The 16,223-nt window shown below is 67.5% G+C and carries 17 protein-coding genes, 3 tRNA genes and 1 pseudogene; 10 read left to right on the forward strand and 11 right to left on the reverse strand.

The features are described 5' to 3' along the window. Nucleotides 1–15: 15 nt before the first annotated feature. From ACNUDN_RS25950 to ACNUDN_RS25970, 5 genes are all read right to left on the reverse strand, one after another. Nucleotides 16–306: a WXG100 family type VII secretion target gene (locus tag ACNUDN_RS25950; protein ID WP_419124565.1), complete on the reverse strand. Its 291-nt coding sequence runs from the start codon at nt 304–306 to the stop codon at nt 16–18. A 7-nt stretch (nt 307–313) separates the two neighbouring features. Next, nucleotides 314–640, reverse strand: coding sequence for a WXG100 family type VII secretion target (locus ACNUDN_RS25955; RefSeq protein ID WP_419124566.1), 327 nt, complete (start codon nt 638–640; stop codon nt 314–316). A gap of 341 nt (nt 641–981) precedes the next feature. Beyond that, nucleotides 982–2,724: an aa3-type cytochrome oxidase subunit I gene (ctaD, locus tag ACNUDN_RS25960; RefSeq protein ID WP_419124567.1), complete on the reverse strand. Its 1,743-nt coding sequence runs from the start codon at nt 2,722–2,724 to the stop codon at nt 982–984. 76 nt (nt 2,725–2,800) lie between these two features. Further along, nucleotides 2,801–2,873 (reverse strand) — tRNA-Arg (locus ACNUDN_RS25965). 47 nt (nt 2,874–2,920) lie between these two features. Next, nucleotides 2,921–3,009 (reverse strand) — tRNA-Ser (locus ACNUDN_RS25970). Nucleotides 3,010–3,093: 84 nt separating this feature from the next. On the opposite strand from ACNUDN_RS25970, the gene hisC reads away from it, so the two are divergent. Genes hisC through ACNUDN_RS25990 form a run of 4 tightly spaced genes read left to right on the forward strand, consistent with a single transcriptional unit; the run spans nt 3,094 to nt 5,944 of the window. Continuing rightward, complete coding sequence (gene hisC, locus ACNUDN_RS25975; protein WP_419124568.1) at nt 3,094–4,149, forward strand: histidinol-phosphate transaminase; 1,056 nt, start codon at nt 3,094–3,096, stop codon at nt 4,147–4,149. Next, nucleotides 4,146–4,619: a DUF4334 domain-containing protein gene (locus tag ACNUDN_RS25980; protein ID WP_419124569.1), complete on the forward strand. Its 474-nt coding sequence runs from the start codon at nt 4,146–4,148 to the stop codon at nt 4,617–4,619. The genes hisC and ACNUDN_RS25980 overlap by 4 nt, the downstream gene beginning before the upstream one ends. Nucleotides 4,620–4,637: 18 nt before the next feature. Next, nucleotides 4,638–5,084: a hypothetical protein gene (locus ACNUDN_RS25985; protein ID WP_419124570.1), complete on the forward strand. Its 447-nt coding sequence runs from the start codon at nt 4,638–4,640 to the stop codon at nt 5,082–5,084. 11 nt (nt 5,085–5,095) lie between these two features. Further along, nucleotides 5,096–5,944: a crotonase/enoyl-CoA hydratase family protein gene (locus ACNUDN_RS25990; RefSeq protein ID WP_419124571.1), complete on the forward strand. Its 849-nt coding sequence runs from the start codon at nt 5,096–5,098 to the stop codon at nt 5,942–5,944. On the opposite strand, the pseudogene ACNUDN_RS25995 reads toward ACNUDN_RS25990, so the two are convergent. From ACNUDN_RS25995 to ACNUDN_RS26005, 3 genes and pseudogenes are all read right to left on the reverse strand, one after another. Then, nucleotides 5,931–7,229 (reverse strand): annotated as a pseudogene (locus tag ACNUDN_RS25995) (MFS transporter). The gene ACNUDN_RS25990 and the pseudogene ACNUDN_RS25995 sit on opposite strands and share 14 nt — an antisense overlap. A gap of 99 nt (nt 7,230–7,328) precedes the next feature. After that, nucleotides 7,329–7,418, reverse strand: a tRNA-Ser gene (locus ACNUDN_RS26000). Nucleotides 7,419–7,428: 10 nt separating this feature from the next. Next, on the reverse strand, nt 7,429–7,941 hold the full coding sequence (locus tag ACNUDN_RS26005) for a MarR family winged helix-turn-helix transcriptional regulator (RefSeq protein WP_419124572.1): 513 nt from the start codon (nt 7,939–7,941) through the stop codon (nt 7,429–7,431). A 77-nt stretch (nt 7,942–8,018) separates the two neighbouring features. On the opposite strand from ACNUDN_RS26005, the gene ACNUDN_RS26010 reads away from it, so the two are divergent. Next, on the forward strand, nt 8,019–8,993 hold the full coding sequence (locus ACNUDN_RS26010) for an NAD(P)H-quinone oxidoreductase (RefSeq protein WP_419124573.1): 975 nt from the start codon (nt 8,019–8,021) through the stop codon (nt 8,991–8,993). A 6-nt stretch (nt 8,994–8,999) separates the two neighbouring features. Here the strand turns inward: ACNUDN_RS26010 and ACNUDN_RS26015 are convergent, their stop codons facing one another. After that, entirely contained in the window at nt 9,000–10,196 is a 1,197-nt protein-coding gene (locus tag ACNUDN_RS26015) for a cysteine desulfurase-like protein (RefSeq protein WP_419124574.1), read from the reverse strand. A gap of 379 nt (nt 10,197–10,575) precedes the next feature. On the opposite strand from ACNUDN_RS26015, the gene ACNUDN_RS26020 reads away from it, so the two are divergent. The 4 genes from ACNUDN_RS26020 to wzm are packed head-to-tail and all read left to right on the forward strand — an operon-like array spanning nt 10,576 to nt 13,700. Beyond that, complete coding sequence (locus ACNUDN_RS26020; protein WP_419124575.1) at nt 10,576–11,103, forward strand: bacterial proteasome activator family protein; 528 nt, start codon at nt 10,576–10,578, stop codon at nt 11,101–11,103. A gap of 7 nt (nt 11,104–11,110) precedes the next feature. Continuing rightward, nucleotides 11,111–11,935 (forward strand): galactan export ABC transporter ATP-binding subunit Wzt/RfbE, encoded by an 825-nt coding sequence (gene wzt, locus ACNUDN_RS26025; protein WP_419124576.1) that lies wholly within the window; start codon nt 11,111–11,113, stop codon nt 11,933–11,935. Continuing rightward, nucleotides 11,932–12,873, forward strand: coding sequence for a galactofuranosyltransferase GlfT1 (gene glfT1 / locus ACNUDN_RS26030; protein ID WP_419124577.1), 942 nt, complete (start codon nt 11,932–11,934; stop codon nt 12,871–12,873). The genes wzt and glfT1 overlap by 4 nt, the downstream gene beginning before the upstream one ends. Continuing rightward, on the forward strand, nt 12,870–13,700 hold the full coding sequence (gene wzm, locus ACNUDN_RS26035) for a galactan export ABC transporter permease subunit Wzm/RfbD (RefSeq protein WP_419124578.1): 831 nt from the start codon (nt 12,870–12,872) through the stop codon (nt 13,698–13,700). Before glfT1 ends, wzm begins: the two co-directional genes overlap by 4 nt. Before the next feature lie 6 nt (nt 13,701–13,706). Here wzm and ACNUDN_RS26040 read toward each other — a convergent pair whose 3' ends face one another. Both ACNUDN_RS26040 and ACNUDN_RS26045 read right to left on the reverse strand, forming a co-directional pair. Then, on the reverse strand, nt 13,707–14,153 hold the full coding sequence (locus ACNUDN_RS26040; protein WP_419124579.1) for a pyridoxamine 5'-phosphate oxidase family protein: 447 nt from the start codon (nt 14,151–14,153) through the stop codon (nt 13,707–13,709). Nucleotides 14,154–14,229: 76 nt separating this feature from the next. After that, complete coding sequence (locus ACNUDN_RS26045) at nt 14,230–14,691, reverse strand: carboxymuconolactone decarboxylase family protein (RefSeq protein WP_419124580.1); 462 nt, start codon at nt 14,689–14,691, stop codon at nt 14,230–14,232. Nucleotides 14,692–14,740: 49 nt separating this feature from the next. On the opposite strand from ACNUDN_RS26045, the gene pdxR reads away from it, so the two are divergent. After that, a complete protein-coding gene (gene pdxR, locus ACNUDN_RS26050; RefSeq protein WP_419124581.1) occupies nt 14,741–16,165 on the forward strand; it encodes a MocR-like pyridoxine biosynthesis transcription factor PdxR in 1,425 nt (474 codons plus the stop codon). Nucleotides 16,166–16,223 lie beyond the last annotated feature (58 nt).

The following is a 16,223-nucleotide window of genomic DNA, read 5'->3' on the forward strand; positions in this document are numbered from 1 at the left end:
TCCGCGACCCGCCGGTCATGCCTGCCACATCCGGCCGTTCGTACCAACCGCGCAGGTGTAGTTCGCGTAAGCGGTGTCCACGACCTCTCGCAACACCGATAGCGCCTCCCGCATCTGCTCGGCACCGTCGTCCCACCGCTGTTGCGCCTGTTGCTGGACATCCGACCCGGCGCCCTGCCACGACCGGCGCAGCGCGGCCATCGTCTGCTCGATATCGGCAAGGCATTCGGTCATCGCGTATCCGAAATCCTCCATCTGGCTGACGGCCGTGCGCAGCTGACCGAAATCCACCACCAACACCGCCATCGTCCTTTCAGTCGCCCCGCGCGGCGGGGACCTGCATCGTCGAATCGAGCGCCGCACCGGATTGCTGATCGGTCCTGACGTACTCCGTCGCGGCGAGGCTGAGCAGGTCGGCCATCATCTGCACGCCGCGGACCACCTGGCCCGCACCGTCGTGCCACCGGTCCCACGCCGGCCCGAAAGCCGATGACGCCTGCCCTTTCCAGCCCGCCGCCAGCAGTTGTCGGGTCTGCAGGTCCACTCCGGCCAGGCCGTCCTGCAACCGCTGTCCGGCATCGCGAAGGCGATCTGCTGCCGTCCGTAGATCTGCCACCACCACTTCGACCGAATGCTCCACTTGAAGCAGACTATTGGCTCGCGGTGGGGGGTCTGTGCGCCAATTCTGAGCCGTCGGCGCAGGCGCGGCCACACCCCGGGGGTGTGCCTACCAACCTCAACAGACGCCCTCGTCCACGGAAGCGGCGACGTGGGGCCGCAACGAGGCCAGATGTGCGGAAGCCTTCACGTTCGCCGGCGAGTGTGGCGATATCTTCACACTCGACAACTGCCACGGACGTCGCAACTCGACAGGTGCCACTCGACTACCGCCACTCGACTACCGCCACTCGACAAGTGCCACTCGACAAGTGCCACTCGACAAGTGCCACTCGACAACTGCCACGGACGCACCAGCCGGCGTCAGGTGCGAACGTCGGCCTCCTGGAGTCGGGTCACGTCGCCGTCCTCGGGTCCGTGCGCCCGGCCCACGTGCGCCTCGGCGCGCATCCGCTCCCTCATGTGTGGATAGTGCAGCTCGAACGCCGGTCGCTCGGAACGGATCCGGGGCAGCTCGGTGAAGTTGTGTCGCGGCGGCGGGCAACTGGTGGCCCACTCCAGCGAGTTGCCATAACCCCACGGATCGTCGACGGTGACGACCTCGCCGTAGCGCCAGCTCTTGAACACATTCCAGACGAACGGCAGCATCGAGGCGCCGAGGACGAACGCGCCGATGGTCGACACCACGTTGAGGGTGGTGAAGCCGTCGCCGGGCAGGTAGTCGGCGTAGCGACGCGGCATGCCCTCGTCGCCGAGCCAGTGCTGCACCAGGAACGTGGTGTGGAAGCCGATGAACGTCAACCAGAAGTGCACCTTGCCCAGCCGCTCGTCAAGCAGCCGGCCGGTCATCTTGGGGAACCAGAAGTAGATGCCCGCATAGGTCGCGAACACGATGGTCCCGAACAGCACATAGTGGAAGTGCGCCACCACGAAATAGCTGTCGGTGACGTGGAAGTCCAGCGGCGGGCTGGCCAGCAGCACACCCGAGAGCCCACCGAGCAGGAACGTCGCGATGAACCCCACCGCGAACAGCATCGGGGATTCGAACGTCAACTGGCCCTTCCACATCGTGCCGATCCAGTTGAAGAACTTGATCCCGGTGGGCACCGCGATCAGGAAGGTCATGAACGAGAAGAACGGAAGGAGCACGGCACCGGTGGCGAACATGTGGTGCGCCCACACCGCCATCGACAGCGCCGCAATGCTGAAGGTGGCGTACACCAGGGTGGTGTAACCGAAGATCGGCTTGCGGGAGAAGACCGGGATCACTTCGCTGATGATCCCGAAGAACGGCAGCGCGATCACATACACCTCGGGATGGCCGAAGTACCAGAACAGGTGCTGCCAGAGAATGACGCCGCCATTGGCCGGGTCGTAGACGTGAGCACCCAGGTGGCGGTCGGCGGCCAGAGCGAACAGCGCGGCGGTCAGCAGCGGGAAGATGAGCAACACCAGGATCGAGGTCACCAGGATGTTCCAGGTGAAGATCGGCATCCGGAACATCGTCATCCCGGGTGCACGCATGCACACCACCGTCGTGACCATGTTGACCGCACCCAGGATGGTGCCCAGACCACCGACGCCCAGACCGAAGATCCACAGGTCCGCGCCGACGCCGGGGGTGTGGGTGGCATCCGAGAGCGGCGCGTACGCGGTCCAGCCGAAGTCCGCGGCACCGCCCGGGGTGATGAACCCGGCCAGCGCGATCAACGCGCCGAACAGGAACAGCCAGAACGAGAACGCGTTCAACCGGGGGAAGGCCACATCCGGAGCGCCGATCTGCAGCGGCAGCACCAGGTTGGCGAACCCGAACACGATCGGGGTCGCATAGAACAGCAGCATCGCGGTGCCGTGCATGGTGAACAGCTGGTTGTACTGCTCATTCGACAGGAACTGCAGCCCCGGTGCGGTCAGCTCGGTGCGGATGAACAGCGCCATCAGGCCGCCGATCATGAAGAAGATGAAGCAGGCGACCACGTACATGACGCCGATCAGCTTGTGATCGGTGGTGGTGATCAGTTTGTAGATCAGATTGCCCTTGGGGCCAAGCCGCGCGGGAAAGGGGCGCCGCGGTGCCAGGATCTCGGTCTTCTCGACGGTTGCCACGCCGGAAGTCAATCCCGCTCACGGCGTCCGGAAATAGGGCCGAAAGTCGCCAATTCCGCCCTGACCGGCGGAGAAGCGCGCCCGAAGGGATTCGAACCCCTAACCTTCTGATCCGTAGTCAGATGCTCTATCCGTTGAGCTACGGGCGCTTGGGTACCGCGTGTTCAGTTGTCGCCGGCGAGCCGGCCTCGGTGCGCGGAGGCGAGAGGATTTGAACCTCCGGTCCCCGGTAAGGGGGACAACTCATTAGCAGTGAGTCCCATTCGGCCGCTCTGGCACGCCTCCCGACGTTTACCGCCGCTGCGACAGAGTACACAGGGGCCACGGCGGGAAGCAAAGCAGATCCGAGCGGGCCATAAACTGACTCAGGTGACAGCCCGTCTGCGCCCCGAACTCGCCGATCTGCCCGCCTACACGCCGGGTAGGACGGTGCCCGGCGCCATCAAGATCGCCAGCAATGAAACCGTGCACGGCCCGCTGCCCAGCGTGCGGGCGGCGATCCACAAGGCGGTCGACGGGATCAACCGCTACCCCGACAACGGCTACATCGCGCTCAAGGAGCGACTGGCCAAGCATGTGAACTTCGCCCCCGAACACATCTCGGTGGGGTGCGGGTCGGTCAGCCTGTGCCAGCAGCTGATTCAGATCACCTCGACCGTCGGCGACGAGGTGCTCTTCGGCTGGCGCAGCTTCGAGATCTACCCGTTGCAGGTCCGCACCGCCGGCGCCACCCCGGTCCAAGTGCCGCTGACCCACCACACCTTCGACCTCGACGCGATGCTCGCCGCGATCACCGACCGAACCCGGCTCATCTTCGTGTGCAACCCGAACAACCCGACCAGCACCGTCGTCGACCCGGACCGACTGGCCCGGTTCGTCGAGGCGGTGCCGCCGCACATCCTGGTGGTCCTCGACGAGGCCTACGTCGAGTACATCCGCGACGGCCTGGCTCCCGACAGCCTCGGGCTGGTCCACGCGCACAGCAATGTCGTTGTCCTACGCACCTTTTCCAAGGCCTACGGGCTGGCCGGACTGCGCATCGGCTACGCGGTTGCCGACCCGGACATCATCGCCGCGCTGTCGAAGGTCTATGTCCCGTTCACCGCCACCAGCGTTTCGCAGGCCGCCGCCATCGCGTGCCTGGACGCCGCCGACGAACTGCTCGAGCGCACCGACGCCGTCGTCGCCGAACGCACCAGGGTCAGCGCGGCACTGCGCGACGCCGGCTACGACCTGCCGTCCTCGCAGGCGAACTTCGTGTGGCTGCCCCTGCCCGGCCGAGCCCAACGATTCGCCTCCGACGCCGCCAACAGCCGCATCATCGTGCGCCCGTACGGCGAGGACGGGGTCCGGGTCACCGTCGCCGCCACCGACGAGAACGACGCATTCCTCGACTTCGCCCGCAACTGGACAGGACTGCAATGAGCGACGCCCGCACGACGTTCACCACATTGAAGCAGCGCACGGACCGCATCGCCGACGCCGAACTCGACGCGTTCTGGGCCACCCTGGCGCCGGCCACCATCGACTTCATGATCGGCGCGTGGAGAGGCGGTGAGTTCGACACCGGCCACCGCGCCAACGGCTTCATGAAGAAGCTGAACTGGTTCGGCAAGACCTTCCACTCGGCGGCCGACGCCAAACCGCTGATCTGCCTGGATGCCGACGGCAACACGTTCTCCAACACCGAGGCGATGAACGGCGAAGCCAGCCTGTGGATGGAGGAGTTCCGAGGTGAGGTCGTGGCGTCGATGGTCTACGACGGCCGGCCCGTGCACGACCACTTCAAGGTCGTCGACGACAACGCCGTGATCGGGATCATGAACGGCAAAGGCGCGCTCGACACCAGTTCAGGCACCCCACGCCACCTGTACTTCTACCTCGAACGCGGCTAGCCGCATATCGTGGCCAGGATGATGACGCGCGTGCGGTTCACGGCCGCGACGATGGCAGGTCTTGCGATCGTGGTTGGATTGGGCACGGCCTGCCAGCGCACCACCGAAGGAACCGTCGCGCAGACCACGCAGCCCGGCCCGCCGCTGACCTCGGCCCCGACCACCACCGGCCGCGCCCCCGGGATCCCCGGCATCCCCGACATCCAGATCCCGAACCTTCCGCTGCCCACCCGCAACACCGACGTCCCGCAGGTGCCCGCACCGGCGAACGCAATGACGATGACGTGCGAGGAGTTCAGCGACCTCGACGAACCCACCCGGGTCGCGGTGGTGCGCGAGATCCTGTCCCAGGAGGGCAATCCGCTCGGACCCGACGGTGAGTTCGTCGGCCAGATCCTCGCCGACGCGGCCTGCCAGTTCCTGCCCAGTGCGGTAGTCGCCGACATTCTGCTGGGCGGGGGCTAACCTCTACCTCCATGGGTGAATCCAGCCAATCGGAGACGACGGCGAGCCGGGAATCCTTGACCGTCGACATCGCCGATCACATCGCGCAGGTGACGTTGATCGGGCCCGGTAAGGGCAACGCGATGGGTCCGGCGTTCTGGGCCGAGCTCCCGGTGGTGTTCCAGGAACTCGACGCCGATCCCGAGGTGCGGGCGATCGTGCTCACCGGGTCCGGCCGCAACTTCAGCTACGGCCTCGATCTGGCCGCGATGGGCGGGACGTTGGGGTCGATGATGTCCGATGCGTCGTCGTCCAAACCGCGGGCGGAGTTCCATTCCCAGCTCAAGACGATGCAGTACGCGATCACCGCGGTCGCCGACTGCCGCACTCCGACGATCGCCTCGGTGCACGGCTGGTGTATCGGTGGCGGTGTTGACCTGATCTCGGCGGTCGACATCCGTTATGCCAGCAGTGACGCGAAGTTCTCGGTGCGCGAGGTCAAACTGGCGATCGTCGCCGACGTCGGCTCGCTGGCGCGGCTGCCGCTGATCCTGTCCGACGGGCATCTGCGCGAGCTGGCGCTGACCGGCAAGGACATCGACGCCGCGCGGGCCGAGAAGATCGGCCTGGTCAACGACGTCTACCCCGATCCGGAGGCCTCGCTGACCGCCGCGCGGGCCACCGCGGCCGAGATCGCGGCCAATCCGCCGCACACCGTGCACGGCATCAAAGATGTCCTCGACGAGCAACGCACCGCCCAGGTCGCGGCCAGCCTGCGCTACGTCGCGGCGTGGAACTCGGCGTTCCTGCCGTCGAAAGATCTCACCGAGGGCATCACGGCGATGTTCGAGAAGCGGCCGCCGCACTTCACCGGCGAGTAGCCGACCGGCGGCCGGTGGTCTCCGGAAGCGCGAGCACACAGCTGAAGCTGACCAGCGCCAGCCCGCCCATCAGCAGCGCGATGGCTCCGCCGCCGTAAGACGCCATCAGGACCGGGGAGACCACCGGCGGCAGTGCGCCCCCGAGGACGCCGCCGAGCGTGTGCGAGATCGCCGCACCGGTGTAGCGGTAGCGGGCGGCGAAGATCTCAGGCAGGAAGGCCGCCAGGGGGCCCATGCACACGCCGATGAGCGCGTAGGTCGCGACGATCGCGACGCCGAAGACCACCCGGTCGTGCGCTTCGATCAGCGGGAAGACGGCGAACGCCCACGGCACGGCCAGCGCATAACCCCATGCGGTCACCCGCCGCCGACCGTAGGCGTCGGACAGCATCGCCGAGACGGCCGCGAAACCGACCGCGCACAACCCGCCGACCACGTTCACCAGCAACACCAGATTGGTCGAGTAGTCGAGATGGTCGGCCGCGTAGTGGGTGAAGAACGTCCCGGCCTGGAACACCAGCATCGGTGCGCAGATCGCCGCGCCGCCGGCCAGCAGCACCTGACGCCCCTGCCCGCGGATCAGTTCCGCGAGCGGCGCACCGTGGCGCGGCTCTGGGTCGGCCGAGACCGGCGACTCCGTCACGCGCAGCCGGATGAACAGTGCGGTGCCGATCAACACGGCGCTGAGCAGGAACGGGATGCGCCAACCCCATTGCAGGAACGCCGGATTCGTCTCCCCGAAGCCGAGATACACCACGAGGAACACCAGATTGGACAGCACCAGCGCGGTGCCGAGCCCGAGCTGGGTGAACATCCCGTAGAAGCCGCGCCGGTCCTCGGGAGCATGTTCGGCGGTCATCAACACCGCGCCCGCCCACTCGCCACCGACCGCGAAGCCCTGCACCAGGCGCAGCGTGACCAGCAGTAGAGGCGCGGCGAGACCGATGCTGGCGGTGCTCGGGATCAGTCCGACGCCGACGGTGGCGGCACCCATCAGCAGCAAGGTCACCACCAGGGTCTGCTTGCGGCTGATGCGATCTCCGAAGTGTCCGAAGACCGCGGCGCCCAAGGGACGGGCCAGGAACGCGGCCGCGAACGCACCCAGCTACGCGGTGGTGGCCATCACGTGCCCCAGCTCGGGGAAGAACACCGTCGGGAACACCAGCGCCGCCGCGGTGCCGTAGATGAAGAAGTCGTAGAACTCGATTGCCGAACCGACATAGCTCGCCATCGCGATCTGCCGGAGATTCTGCGTCTCGCCACGGGCGGCGGCCACTGTTGCCATGCGTCAATATTCGCGGTTGGGGCTGCTGCGGCGCATCCGATGGTCGGAGGAACCACCGGAGGAAAGCGGTGTCCCCCGATCGGAGTACAGCACCTGCGTTGGCGGTGGCGGAGGGATTTGAACCCCCGGACGGTGTTAGCCGTCTCTCGCTTTCAAGGCGAGTGCATTAGGCCGCTCTGCCACGCCACCGCGGGACAGTCTAGACGCGGCCGATCTTCGCCGACGGTGTGCCGGCCTTCAGGCCCGCGCTGATCCGGCGGCAGTTCTCCCCCATCGCGGTGATCTGGGGCCGGCTCAGCCGGTCCAGGAAGTGCGCCCGCACCGCCGCCCCGTAGGACTGCATCGCGGTGGCCAACGCCGTTCTGCCCTCCGGGGTGATGCTCGCGAGCACACCGCGCCCGTCGTCGGGGCTGGCGCCTCGAATCACCAGACCCTGCACTTCCAGACGATGAATCTGCCGTGTCACCCGACTCGGCAGCGACATCAACGACTCGGCGACGTCACCCATCCGGGCCGCCCCGGTCGGCGATTTCACCAACAGGTCGAGCAGCCGGACGTCGTTCAACGTCAGACCGTGCTCGTCGGACAACGACCGGTTGATGGTCGCGTACAACCTGAGCGCGGCATCCAAAAAGTTCTGCCACGCTCTTTGCTCAGCAATGTCAAGGCCAGGCGTGTCACTCGCCGTGCGCCCCCCGATGATCCCCTCCATGGGCACATACTAGGACTCACCGTCGTTGCCGGTGGCGAAATGTCGGGGAGTTTCCCCAGCGTAGTAGCCTCGGATGAATGCATGCGATCGTGGCGGATCCGTCTGGCGTCCTGACCTGGCAGTCCGTGCCAGACGTGGTGCCTGCGCCGGGCGAGGTTCTCATCGAGGTCGTCGCGGCGGGCGTCAATCGCGCGGACCTGCTGCAGGCCGCGGGGAAATACCCGCCGCCGCCGGGCGCCAGCGACATCATCGGCCTGGAGGTGGCCGGCACGGTGGCCGCGGTCGGTGACGGCGTGACGCAATGGCTCACGGGGCAATCTGTCTGCGCTTTGCTGGCAGGCGGCGGGTACGCCGAGTTCGTCGCCGTGCCCACGGGCCAGATCCTGCCCGTTCCCGACGGCGTCCCGCTGCCGCACGCCGCCGGTCTACCGGAGGTGGCCTGCACGGTCTGGTCGAATGTGGTGATGGCCGGGGGCCTGTCGGCGCCGGAGTTACTGCTGATCCACGGCGGTGCCAGCGGCATCGGCACGCACGCCATTCAGGTGGCGAAGGCGTTGAACTGCCGCGTGGCAGTGACGGCGGGGTCGCGCAACAAGCTCGATCTGTGCGCCGAGCTGGGTGCCGATATCACCATCGACTACCACAACGACGATTTCGTCGACATCGTGCGCGACGCGGGCGGCGCCGACGTCATCCTCGACATCATGGGCGCGTCCTACCTGGACCGCAACATCGACGCGCTTGCCGACGGCGGCCGGCTGGTGATCATCGGCATGCAGGGTGGGGCCAAGGCCGAGCTCAACATCGGCAAGCTGCTAGGCAAGCGCGGCAGCGTCATCGCGACCGCGCTGCGGTCCAGGCCGGTGGACGGCCGCGGCGGCAAGACCGACATCATCACACGGGTCGCCGCCGAGCTGTGGCCGATGGTCAGCGAGGGGCTGGTCCGCCCGGTCATCGGGGCGGAGTTCCCCATCGCCGAGGCCCAAGCCGCCCACGAGCTCCTCGAATCCGGCGATGTCTCCGGCAAAGTGCTTCTGCGCGTTGACCGCTAACTGTCCTCAGCCCAGCGAGGCCAGCGCCCGGACCAGCTGATCGACCTCGGCCGAGGTGCTGTAGTGCGCCAGGCCGACGGTCACGGCGCCGCCGATGTCGTCGACCCCGATCAGGTCGAGCACCCGCGAACTCGCGTTGGCGATGGCCAGGATGCCGTTGTCGGCGAGCCGCTGTACGACGCGCTCCGCGGGCACGTTGTGGATCACGAAACTGAGCACCGGGATTCGCACCTCGGGGCTCCCGATCACGGTGACCGTGGGCAGCGACCGCAACGACGCCACCAGGTATTCGAACAGCGCGTTCATATGCGCCGACGCCGACCGCATGGACACCGCCAGCCGCTCACGACGGGTGCCTTGAGCTGAATCATCAAGTGAGGCAAGATATTCGACGCTGGCAACCACACCGGCGAGCATCCCGAACTGGTGTGAGCCCAGCTCCAGGCGCGCAGCGCCGGTCGCCGCAGGATTCAGCGACACCGACCCGAACGCGTCGATGATCGTCGGGTCGCGGAACACCAGGGCCCCGATCGGGGGGCCGCCCCACGCCAGCGCGTTGACCGCCACCACATCGGCCTCGGTCTCGTCGAAGTCGAACAGTCGGTACGGTGCGGCCGCCGAATGGTCGACGACCACCAGCCCGCCCACCTCGTGCACCAGCTTGGTCACCTCGCGCAGCTCGGTCACGGTGCCCAAAGTCGATGAGGCGGAGGTGATTGCGACCAGTCTGGTCGGCCTGGTCACCAGGCCCTCCCACTGCCACGTCGGCAATTCGCCGGTCTCGATGTCCACCTCGGCCCACTTGACCTTGGCGCCGAATCGATTCGCGGCACGCAGCCACGGGGCGATATTGGCCTCGTCGTCGAGCCGGCTGACCACCAGTTCGTAGCCCAGGCCCACTCGGCCCGACGCGGCGTCGGCCAGCGAGGTCAACAGCACCGCCCGGTCGGCGCCGAACACCACCCCGGCGGGATGGCCGTTGACCAGGTCCGCCACCGCCTGCCGGGCGGCGGCCAGCACCGCGGCGCTGCGCCGGGCTGCGGGGTGCGGACTCGATGTGGTCGGCATGGAGCCGCGGAAAGCGGTCGACACCGCCCGACCCACGGAATCGGGCAGCAGCATGCCGTTCTGGGCGTCCATATGCACCCAGCCATCGCCCAATGAGGGGTGCAATCCGCGCACCCGGGCGACGTCGTATGCCATGCCAGACCACCTTAGTGCGCCTTGGAACCCCACCGTTCCGCCCGAAAGAAGGCGTCTCGGTGGCTGCCCGACCTCGCTGTTGCCGCCCGCACCTGGACCGGCGCGGGCCATCTGCGCAGCCATACTAGTCGAGGTGGCCGACGACGCCGAGGGCCACCGGCTCCGACGTTGCCAGCCGACGCTCAAGCAATCCGCTATGCACCTGAGCCGGTTCGCTGGCCCGGCCGCATCCGGGCGCGCTCGCCCTCGCCGGACCGGCAGACCGGCGCGGCAGGCCGACCACCTCGCTGGACAAATCCCGCGGGTGGGAGAAGATCTACGACAACAAGCGAGGCCCGCGTCCACCGGTGACGCGGAGCCCGGCCGCGATAGGTGAGAAATGCTGGGGCACTCTAGGGACATGGCTACCAATTCCGACGACGACAACATCGAGATCATCGGTGACGGCGAGATGGACGTCGAGCGTGCACCCGACGGGAAGTCGCTGACCGACCTGGTCGAGCAGCCCGCGAAGGTGATGCGCATCGGCACGATGATCAAGCAGCTGCTGGAGGAGGTGCGGGCGGCACCTTTGGACGAGGCCAGCAGGGAACGGCTGCGTGACGTGCACCGCACCAGCATCCGCGAGCTGGAGGACGGGCTGGCGCCGGAGCTGCGCGACGAGCTGGAGCGGCTGACCCTGCCGTTCACCGAGGAAGCCGTTCCGTCGGACGCCGAGCTGCGCATCGCCCAGGCGCAACTGGTCGGCTGGCTGGAGGGCCTCTTCCACGGGATCCAGACCGCGCTGTTCGCCCAACAGATGGCGGCGCGGCAACAGCTCGAACAGATGCGCCAGGGCGCTCTGCCCCCCGGCGTGGTCGTCCCGGGCCAGCGTGGACCCGGGCACGGCACCGGCCAATATCTGTGAGAGCTGCGTGACGACTTCGTCCGGGGCATCGCAGCCGTACATCGAGACCCGCGACGCGTGGGTCGAGTTCCCCATCTTCGACGCCAAGACGCGCTCGCTGAAGAAGGCCTTCCTCGGCAAGGCCGGCGGGGCGATCGGGCGCAACGACTCCAACGTCGTGGTCATCGAAGCACTGCGGGACATCACGCTGTCACTGAAGATGGGCGACCGGGTGGGACTGGTCGGGCACAACGGGGCGGGTAAGTCGACACTGCTGCGGCTGCTGTCGGGCATCTACGAGCCGACCCGCGGGGTGGCGACGGTGCGAGGCCGGGTGGCCCCGGTCTTCGATCTCGGCGTCGGCATGGACCCCGAGATCTCCGGCTTCGAGAACATCCTCATCCGGGGGCTCTTCCTCGGGCAGACGCGCAAACAGATGCTCAGCAAGGTCGACGAGATCGCGGAGTTCACCGAACTGGGCGACTACCTGTCGATGCCGCTGCGCACCTACTCCACCGGCATGCGGGTCCGGCTGGCCATGGGCGTCGTCACCAGCATCGACCCCGAGATCCTGCTGCTCGACGAAGGTATCGGCGCGGTCGACGCAGAATTCCTAAAAAAGGCGCAGACCCGGCTGGCCGATCTCGTCTCGCGCTCGGGCATCTTGGTCTTCGCAAGCCACTCCAACGAGTTCCTGGCGCGGCTGTGCAACACCGCGATGTGGATCGACCACGGCACCATCAAGATGTCCGGAGGTATCGAAGACGTGGTGCGCGCCTACGAGGGCGAGGACGCGGCCCGGCACGTGCGCGAGGTGCTCGACGAAGACGCACGCGGGAACCGGTCGGCGTGACCGAGACGGTCATCGCGGTCGTGGTCACCCATCGACGCCCCGAAGAACTGGCCCGATCTCTGGCAGCGCTGTCGTCGCAGAGCAGAGCGCCCGATCGGCTGATCGTCGTCGACAACGACGACGATCCCAGGGTGCGGGAGCTCGTTGCCGGACAACCGGTTCCGACCACCTACCTGGGTTCGCAACGCAACCTCGGCGGCGCGGGCGGGTTCGCGCTCGGCATGTTGTACGCGCTGAGCCTCGGCGCGGATTGGGTCTGGCTGGCCGACGACGACGGACGTCCGCAGAACGGTGAGGTACTTGCCACGCTGCTGGCGTGCGCCCAGCGGCACCGGTTGGCAGAGGTGTCGCCGATGATCTGCGACCTCGACGACCCGGAACGGCTGGCGTTCCCGCTGCGCCGCGGCCTGGTATGGCGCCGCCGGGTCAGCGAACTGCGCACGGATTCGCGCCTTCCCGACCTGATGCCCGGCATCGCGCACCTGTTCAACGGGGCGTTATTCCGCGCCTCGACCCTGGAGGCGACCGGGGTGCCCGATCTACGGCTGTTCTTCCGCGGCGACGAGACCGAGGTGCACCGGCGGCTGCAGCGCACCGGACTGCCGTTCGGTACCTGCCTGGAGGCGATCTATCTGCACCCGCAGGGTGGCGATGAGTTCAAGCCGATCCTCGGTGGCCGGATGCACGCGCAGTATCCGGACAACCCGGACAAGCGTTACTTCACCTACCGCAACCGCGGCTACCTGCAGTCCCAGCCCGGGATGCGCAAGCTGGTGCCACAGGAGTGGCTGCGATTCGGGTGGTACTTCGTGGTCTCGCGACGGGATGTGGCCGGTTTCCGCGAGTGGATGCGCTTGCGTCGCTTGGGGCGCCGCGAGAGGTTCGTCCGCGGTGCGGGGGCCGGGGTGCCGGGCAACGGAAGGTTCACGCAACGATGACGTTCACGGATGCCGCTGCGCAGTCCAGGACATTCGCCCGGGCGTGGGGCGATCTGGTCGCCGGGTTCGGCAAGCGGGAGTTGTGGCTCCATCTGGGCTGGCAGGACATCAAACAGCGCTACCGACGGTCGGTGCTCGGACCGTTCTGGATCACGATCGCCACCGGCACGACGGCGGTCGCCATGGGTGGGCTGTACTCGATGCTGTTCAAATTGGAGCTCTCCGAACATCTTCCGTACGTCACGCTGGGCCTGATCGTCTGGAACCTGATCAATGCCTCGATCCTGGAGGGCGCCGACGTGTTCGTCGCCAACGAGGGCTTGATCAAACAGCTCCCGACCCCGCTGTCGGTGCACGTCTACCGGCTGGTCTGGCGGCAGATGATCCTGTTCGCGCACAACATCGTCATCTTCGTCATCATCGCCATCGTGTACCCCAAGCCGTGGAGCTGGGCCGACTTGACCTTCATTCCCGCGCTGGCGCTGATCGCGCTGAACTGCGTCTGGGTCGCCCTGTGTTTCGGCATCCTGGCCACCCGCTACCGCGACATCAGCCCGCTGCTGGCCAGCCTGGTCCAGCTGCTGTTCTTCATGACCCCCATCATCTGGAACGAGGCCACCCTGCAGGCGCAGGGCGCCGGCGGCTGGGCCAAGATCGTGGAACTCAATCCGCTGCTGCACTACCTGGACATCGTGCGCGCGCCGCTACTGGGCGCCGAACAGGAGCTGCGACACTGGTTGGTGGTCCTGGTCCTCACCGTGGTGGGCTGGAGTTTCGCGGCGTTGGCGATGCGCCAGTACCGCGCGCGAGTCCCCTACTGGGTGTGACGCCGGTCAGCTGGCCAGCTCGCTGCCGTCCTCGGGTTCGGGCCCGAACACGAAGCGGCGACCCGTCAGCGACTGCGGCGTGATCCGCACGAACCGCTCCTTCTGGGTGGCGATCCACGGATAGAGTCCGGCGCGGCGGGCTTCGGCGATCTCGTTGGATGTCGCCAGCAGACGCGCCTTGCCCCGGACGATCACACTCCAGCCTTCGGCCACGGTGTGGTCGTCGGCCTCGAACACGACGTACTCGTTGAGGGCCGCGGTCAGCAGCTTCGTGCCCTCTGCGGTGCGGAAGAGCACCGTCTTGTTCTGCACCACGAAGTTGATGGGGAAGATCTCGGTCCAGCCGTTGACGGTCGTCACGAGTCGCCCCAGGGCCACGCTGCCGAGCAGCTGCCAGCTCTCGGTCTCGGTGAGCTCTGTGACCGGCGCTTCAGGGGAGGTGGTCGCATCCATGGCTTCATCGTGGCTGCGCTGGGGTGACCGTCCTAGAGTCCAATGGCACTTCCGGCGTTCCCGCTCCCCGGCGGTGTCAGTGCCGCGCAACGGCCATGCGCACGGTGACATTGATGCGGTTCCAGGCATTGATGGTCACCACCATGGCGATGACCTGTCCGAGTTCCCGATCGGAGAACACCCGGGCGGCGTGCTCGTAGACGGCGTCGGAAACTCCGTGGCGACCGAGTTCGGTGACGGCTTCGGTGAGCGCCAGCGCGGCACGCTCCCGCTCGTCGAACAGGTCTCCCGCCTCGGTCCACGCGGCCAGCAGGTCCAGCTTCTGCTCGCTGACCCCGTGCTTGCGGGCGTCACGGGTGTGCATGTCGAGACAGAAGGCGCAGCGGTTGAGCTGCGAGGCGCGGATTTTGATGAGCTCGCCGAGTTCGGGGTCGACGTCGCGGGCAGCCGCGGTGGACAACGTCATCATCGCGTCGTACAGCTCGGGCGAGGTCTTGTAGATCTTGAGCCGGTCCTGGGTGCTGAGAGTCTGAGTCATGGATCGACGCTAACCCGGGAAAGGATCACCAAAGTGGTTCAATCTCGGGATGAGTTCATGGGCCAATTCGGGTAGTCGCGACCTGCACCTGGACTTGCGTGCGAGCTTGACGCCGGGCGCCCGAGGAACCCGGGACGCGCTGGTCGGCGCGCTGCGCGACGCGGTGCGGACCGCACGGTTGGCTCCCGGCACCCTGCTGCCGCCGTCGCGCACGCTGGCCGGTGACCTGGGTCTGGCCCGCAACACCGTCGCCGACGCCTATGCCGAACTCGTCGCCGAAGGGTGGCTGGCGTCGCGGCAGGGCGCCGGGACGTGGGTCGCCGAGAACACCGTGCCGCGGGATGTCCGGCGCCCACCTGCACCACCCCGCCCGTCCGGCGCGCGCGTCGTCCCCACCCACAACCTGATGCCCGGATCACCGGACGTCGCGGAGTTCCCCCGGACCCAGTGGGCGGCCAGCATGCGGCGGGCGTTGATCAACGCCCCCACCGCCGCGCTGCGGATGGGAGACCCACGCGGCCGGCCCGAATTGCGTTCGGCCCTGGCCGAATACCTGGCGCGAGCGCGGGGAGTGAGCACCACACCGGAATCGATCGTGATCTGTGCAGGGGTCCGCCACGCCGTGGAGCTACTCGCGCGTGCGCTGGGGGGCACGATCGCGGTCGAAGCCTACGGCCTGTTCACTTTTCGGGACGCGATCGAGGCCGCCGGGGTCTCGACCGCGCCGGTCGACGTCGACGCGGACGGCGCCGTCGTCACCGAGCTGGACGGCCTCGACGTCTCGGCAGCACTGCTCACTCCGGCGCACCACAACCCGCTGGGCATGGCCCTGCATCCCTCTCGGCGCGCCGCCGTCATCGAATGGGCCGAGCGCACAGGAGGATTCGTCCTCGACGACGACTACGACGGGGAGTTCCGCTACGACCGGCAACCCGTCGGAGCCCTTCAGGCGCTGCGCCCGGATCGGGTGGCCTACCTCGGGTCGACGAGCAAAAGCCTGTCCCAGGTGCTGCGGCTGGGATGGATGGTGTTGCCGGACAGCCTTGCCGACGCCGTGGTTGCGGTGGCGGGCGGTCAGCAGTTCCACGTCGACGCGATCAGCCAACTCACTCTCGCCGACTTCATCGCCGGCGGGTACTACGACCGGCACATCAGACGCATGCGGATGCGCTACCGGCGGCGCCGAGACCTGTTGGCATCGGCGCTTGAGACATTCGATGTCGGGATCAGCGGACTGGCCGCCGGGGTGAACATGGTGGTGACCCTGCCCGACGGTGCCGAGGCAGGTGTCCTGCGCCGCGCCGGCGAGGCCGGTGTCGCGCTGTCCGGACTTGCCATCATGCGTCACCCGAGAGCCGGTCGGCAGGTCGCCGACCGCGACGGGCTGATCATCGGATTCGCGGCGCCGGCCGAACATGCCTTTCCCGCCGCGACGGACGCGTTGTGCGAGGTGTTGCGGGCCAGTGGGCTTTAGTCCGGGCCGACAAAGTGTGGCCGAGATTGCCTTGCGGGCGGTGAATCTCGGCTTGGAT

Origin of the sequence: Mycobacterium sp. smrl_JER01 (assembly GCF_048513595.2) — a bacterium.
Lineage (GTDB): Bacteria > Actinomycetota > Actinomycetes > Mycobacteriales > Mycobacteriaceae > Mycobacterium.